The organism is uncultured Amaricoccus sp. (genome assembly GCF_937858865.1).
Classification (GTDB): domain Bacteria; phylum Pseudomonadota; class Alphaproteobacteria; order Rhodobacterales; family Rhodobacteraceae; genus Amaricoccus.
This window is the reverse complement of record NZ_CALLYO010000409.1, coordinates 1-4,041: the sequence shown is the minus strand read 5'-3', so window position 1 is coordinate 4,041 and position 4,041 is coordinate 1. Positions and strand designations below refer to the sequence as shown.

6 protein-coding genes are annotated in these 4,041 nt (G+C 67.9%); all 6 read left to right on the top strand.

Annotated features, from left to right (window positions below; genetic code table 11):
* Positions 1-875 (top strand): preprotein translocase subunit SecY (gene secY / locus Q0112_RS12030; RefSeq protein WP_297975647.1); only part of this gene is annotated, 875 nt, incomplete at its 5' end.
* Positions 872-1,531 (top strand): adenylate kinase, encoded by a 660-nt coding sequence (locus tag Q0112_RS12025; protein WP_297975646.1) that lies wholly within the window; start codon positions 872-874, stop codon positions 1,529-1,531. The genes secY and Q0112_RS12025, both read left to right, overlap by 4 nt.
* Before the next feature lie 211 nt (positions 1,532-1,742).
* Complete coding sequence (rpsM, locus tag Q0112_RS12020; protein ID WP_297975644.1) at positions 1,743-2,111, top strand: 30S ribosomal protein S13; 369 nt, start codon at positions 1,743-1,745, stop codon at positions 2,109-2,111.
* A gap of 12 nt (positions 2,112-2,123) precedes the next feature.
* Positions 2,124-2,513, top strand: coding sequence for a 30S ribosomal protein S11 (gene rpsK, locus Q0112_RS12015; RefSeq protein ID WP_297975642.1), 390 nt, complete (start codon positions 2,124-2,126; stop codon positions 2,511-2,513).
* 116 nt (positions 2,514-2,629) lie between these two features.
* Positions 2,630-3,646 carry a DNA-directed RNA polymerase subunit alpha gene (locus Q0112_RS12010; RefSeq protein WP_297975649.1) on the top strand — a complete coding sequence of 339 codons (1,017 nt, stop codon included), beginning with the start codon at positions 2,630-2,632 and terminating at the stop codon, positions 3,644-3,646.
* Positions 3,647-3,751: 105 nt separating this feature from the next.
* Positions 3,752-4,041: 50S ribosomal protein L17 (rplQ, locus tag Q0112_RS12005; RefSeq protein WP_297975640.1), on the top strand; the 290-nt coding region annotated here is incomplete at its 3' end.

Below are 4,041 nucleotides of genomic sequence, written 5' to 3'. Positions count from 1 at the left end.
TCATCACGCTGGTCGGCGGCACGATGTTCCTGATGTGGCTCGGCGAGCAGATCACCTCGCGCGGCATCGGCAACGGCATCTCGCTCATCATCTTCGTCGGCATCATCGCCGAGCTGCCGGCGGCGCTGGCCCAGTTCCTGACCCAGGGCCGCACCGGCGCGCTGAGCCCCGGGGTCATCATCGGCATCATGGTGATGATGGTGGCGGTCATCGCCTTCGTGGTCTTCATGGAGCGGGCGCTCAGGAAGATCCACATCCAGTATCCCAAGCGCCAGGTCGGGATGAAGATCTACGGCGGCGAGAGCTCGAACCTGCCGGTGAAGATCAACCCCTCGGGCGTGATCCCGCCGATCTTCGCCTCCTCGCTGCTGCTCCTGCCGGCGACGGTGACCTCCTTCACCGGCCAGAGCGCCGACGCCACCGGCTGGCTCGCCTATGTCGCCGCCTACATGGGCCGCGGCCAGCCGCTGCACCTCGTGGTGATGGCGGTGCTCATCGTCTTCTTCACCTACTTCTACACCGCCAACGTCGCCTTCAAGTCGGACGACGTCGCCGACAACCTCAAGCGGCAGGGCGGCTTCATCCCCGGCATCCGGCCGGGGCAGAAGACGGTCGAATATCTCGATTACGTGGTGACCCGCATCCTGGTGCTCGGCTCGGCCTATCTGGCGGCGGTCTGCCTGCTGCCGGAGATCCTGATCACCAGGCTGTCGATTCCATTCTACTTCGGCGGCACTTCCCTCCTGATCGTGGTGTCGGTAACCATGGACACCATCACCCAGGTCCAGTCCCACATGCTCGCGCACCAGTATGAGGGACTGATCGAGAAGTCGCGCCTGCGCAGCAAGGGACGGGGGAGCAAGCCGAGACGATGAACATCATCCTTCTGGGCCCGCCGGGGGCGGGCAAGGGCACCCAGGCGCGGATCCTGGTCGAGAAGCACGGCCTGGTGCAGCTCTCCACCGGCGACATGCTGCGCGCCGCCAAGTCCTCCGGCACCGAGCTCGGCAAGCGGGTGGCCGAGGTGATGGCCCGCGGCGACCTCGTCACCGACGACATCGTCATCGGCCTCATCGCCGAGCAGCTCGACGGCGAGGCGGGCCGGCACGGCCTCATCTTCGACGGCTTCCCCCGCACCCTCGCCCAGGCCGACGCGCTCGAGGATCTGCTCGCGGGACGCGGCAAGCAGATCGACGCCGTGATCGAGATGCGGGTCGACGAGGACGCCCTCGTCGCGCGCATCACCGGCCGCTTCACCTGCGCCAAGTGCGGCGAGGTCTACCACGACGCGACCAAGCCGACCGGCAAGCCCGGCACCTGCGACGTCTGCGGCTCGACCGAGTTCATCCGCCGCGCCGACGACAACGAGGACGCGGTGCGCGTGCGCATGGCCGCCTACAACCGGCAGACCGCGCCGCTCATCGGCTATTACCACGCCAAGGGCAAGCTGCGCACCGTCGACGGCCTCGGCGAGATCGACGCCATCGCCGCCGCGATCTCCGAAGCCGTCGGCCTGGCGGAACCGGCCTGAGGAAATCGACGGCCCGCCCCTTGACCTCGCCGGAAGCGTTCATATACTCCGCGCTCTCTCCGAGAGGAGAGTCGTTCCCTCTACATTTCACCTCGGGGACGCGGGATGCTGGGCCCAGGGAGATGGGTTTTGGAAGCCTGCCGACGGCATCGGTGGGCTGTGACTTTTGGACGGGGGTCTCTGGGCAGCCCCGGAGGAACGGAGCAAGGACTTGGCGCGCATAGCAGGCGTTAACATTCCCACGAACAAGCGGGTGGAGATCGCTCTCACCTACATCCACGGCATCGGCCGCACCAAGGCGCACGAGCTGACCGAGGCGCTCGGCATCGCCGACAACCGGCGGGTCAACGAGCTGACCGACGCCGAGGTGCTCAGGATCCGCGAGTATATCGACGCGAACCTCATGGTTGAGGGCGACCTCAGGCGCGAGACGACGATGAACATCAAGCGGCTGATGGACCTCGGCTGCTACCGCGGGCTCCGGCATCGCCGCGGCCTGCCCGTGCGCGGCCAGCGCACCCACACCAACGCACGCACGCGCAAGGGCCCCGCGAAGGCCATCGCCGGCAAGAAGAAGTAAGGAGGCCGGACCATGGCTCGCGAGAAGGCGCGCGTGAAGCGCAAGGAGCGCAAGAACATCTCGACCGGCGTCTGCCACGTCAACGCCAGCTTCAACAACACCAAGATCCTGATCGCCGACGCCCAGGGCAACGCGATCGCCTGGAGCTCGGCCGGCACCATGGGCTTCAAGGGCTCGCGCAAGTCGACCCCCTACGCCGCGCAGATGGCCGCCGAGGACGCCGGCAAGAAGGCGCAGGAGCACGGCGTCCGCACCCTCGAGGTCGAGGTGCAGGGCCCGGGCTCCGGCCGCGAGAGCGCGCTGCGCGCACTCGGCGCCGTCGGCTTCCAGATCACCGCGATCCGCGACGTGACGCCGATCGCCCACAACGGCTGCCGGCCGCCCAAGCGCCGGCGCGTCTGACCGACGCGGACATTCAGGCCGCCGGCGCCCTCCGGGCGCCGGTGGCCGTTCACTTTCCTCGGGCGTCTGCCGGCATGCGGGATCAGCCGGCGGGCAGGAATGGAGGGCCAATGAACATGATCCACAAGAACTGGCAGGAGCTGATCCGCCCCACCGCGCTCGAGATCAAGCCGGGCGCGGACGCGCGGCGGACCGCCACTGCCATCGCCGAGCCGCTCGAGCGCGGCTTCGGCCTCACCCTCGGCAACGCGCTCCGGCGCGTGCTCCTCTCCTCGCTCCAGGGCGCGGCGATCACCAGCGTGCAGATCGACGGCGTGCTGCACGAATTCTCCTCCGTCCCCGGCGTCCGCGAGGACGTGACCGACATCGTCCTCAACCTCAAGGGCGTGGCGGTGAAGATGGAGGTCGAGGGCCCGAAGCGGGTGGAGATCCGCGCGACCGGCCCCGGCGTCGTGACCGCCGGCGACATCTCGACCTCGGCCGGCATCGAGATCCTGAACCGCGACCACGTGATCCTGCACCTCGACGACGGCGCGTCGGTCTACATGGAGCTGACCGTCGAGCAGGGGAAGGGCTACGTCCCGGCCGAGAAGAACCGTCCCGAGGACGCGCCCATCGGGCTCATCTCGGTCGACGCGCTCTTCTCGCCGATCAGGAAGGTCTCCTACAAGGTCGAGCCGACCCGCGAGGGCCAGGTGCTCGACTACGACAAGCTGACGCTGCAGCTCGAGACCAACGGGGCGATCAAGCCCGAGGACGCGATCGCCTATGCCGCGCGCATCCTGCAGGACCAGCTCGCGGTCTTCGTGAACTTCGAGGAGCCGCAGGCGGGCGTGCGCACCGACGAGGACAGCGACCTCGAGTTCAACCCGCTGCTGCTGAAGAAGGTCGACGAGCTCGAGCTCTCGGTCCGCTCGGCCAACTGCCTGAAGAACGACAATATCGTCTACATCGGCGACCTGATCCAGAAGACCGAGGCGGAGATGCTGCGCACGCCGAACTTCGGCCGCAAGTCGCTGAACGAGATCAAGGAGGTGCTGACCGGCATGGGCCTGCATCTCGGCATGGAGATCGTCGACTGGCCGCCGGAGAACATCGAGGAGCTGGCCAAGAAGTACGAGGACCAGTTCTGACCCTTCCGGGGAGCCTGCGGGCTCCCCGACAGACCCGGGCAATCCCGCCCCAAGGAGCGCGGCGCGCGCGAGCGCCGCCGGACAAAGCACAAAGGAAGACCCGAGATGAACCACGGCAACGGCTACCGCCGCCTCAACCGCACCCACGAGCACCGCAAGGCGATGTTCGCCAACATGGCGAGCTCGCTGATCGAGCACGAGCAGATCAAGACGACGCTGCCCAAGGCCAAGGAGCTGCGGCGCATCGCCGACAAGCTCATCACCCTCGGCAAGCGCGGCGACCTGCACGCCCGCCGCCTCGCCGCCGCCGAGCTCCGCCAGGACGCCGCGGTGAAGAAGCTCTTCGACACCCTCGGCGCCCGCTACAAGGACCGCCAGGGCGGCTATACCCGCGT

Coding starts and splice junctions, on each gene's coding strand:
- Q0112_RS12025 (WP_297975646.1), top strand. CDS start 872: ATGAACATCATCCTTCTGGGCCCGCCGGGGGCGGGCAAGGGCACCCAG.
- rpsK (WP_297975642.1), top strand. CDS start 2,124: ATGGCTCGCGAGAAGGCGCGCGTGAAGCGCAAGGAGCGCAAGAACATC.
- Q0112_RS12010 (WP_297975649.1), top strand. CDS start 2,630: ATGATCCACAAGAACTGGCAGGAGCTGATCCGCCCCACCGCGCTCGAG.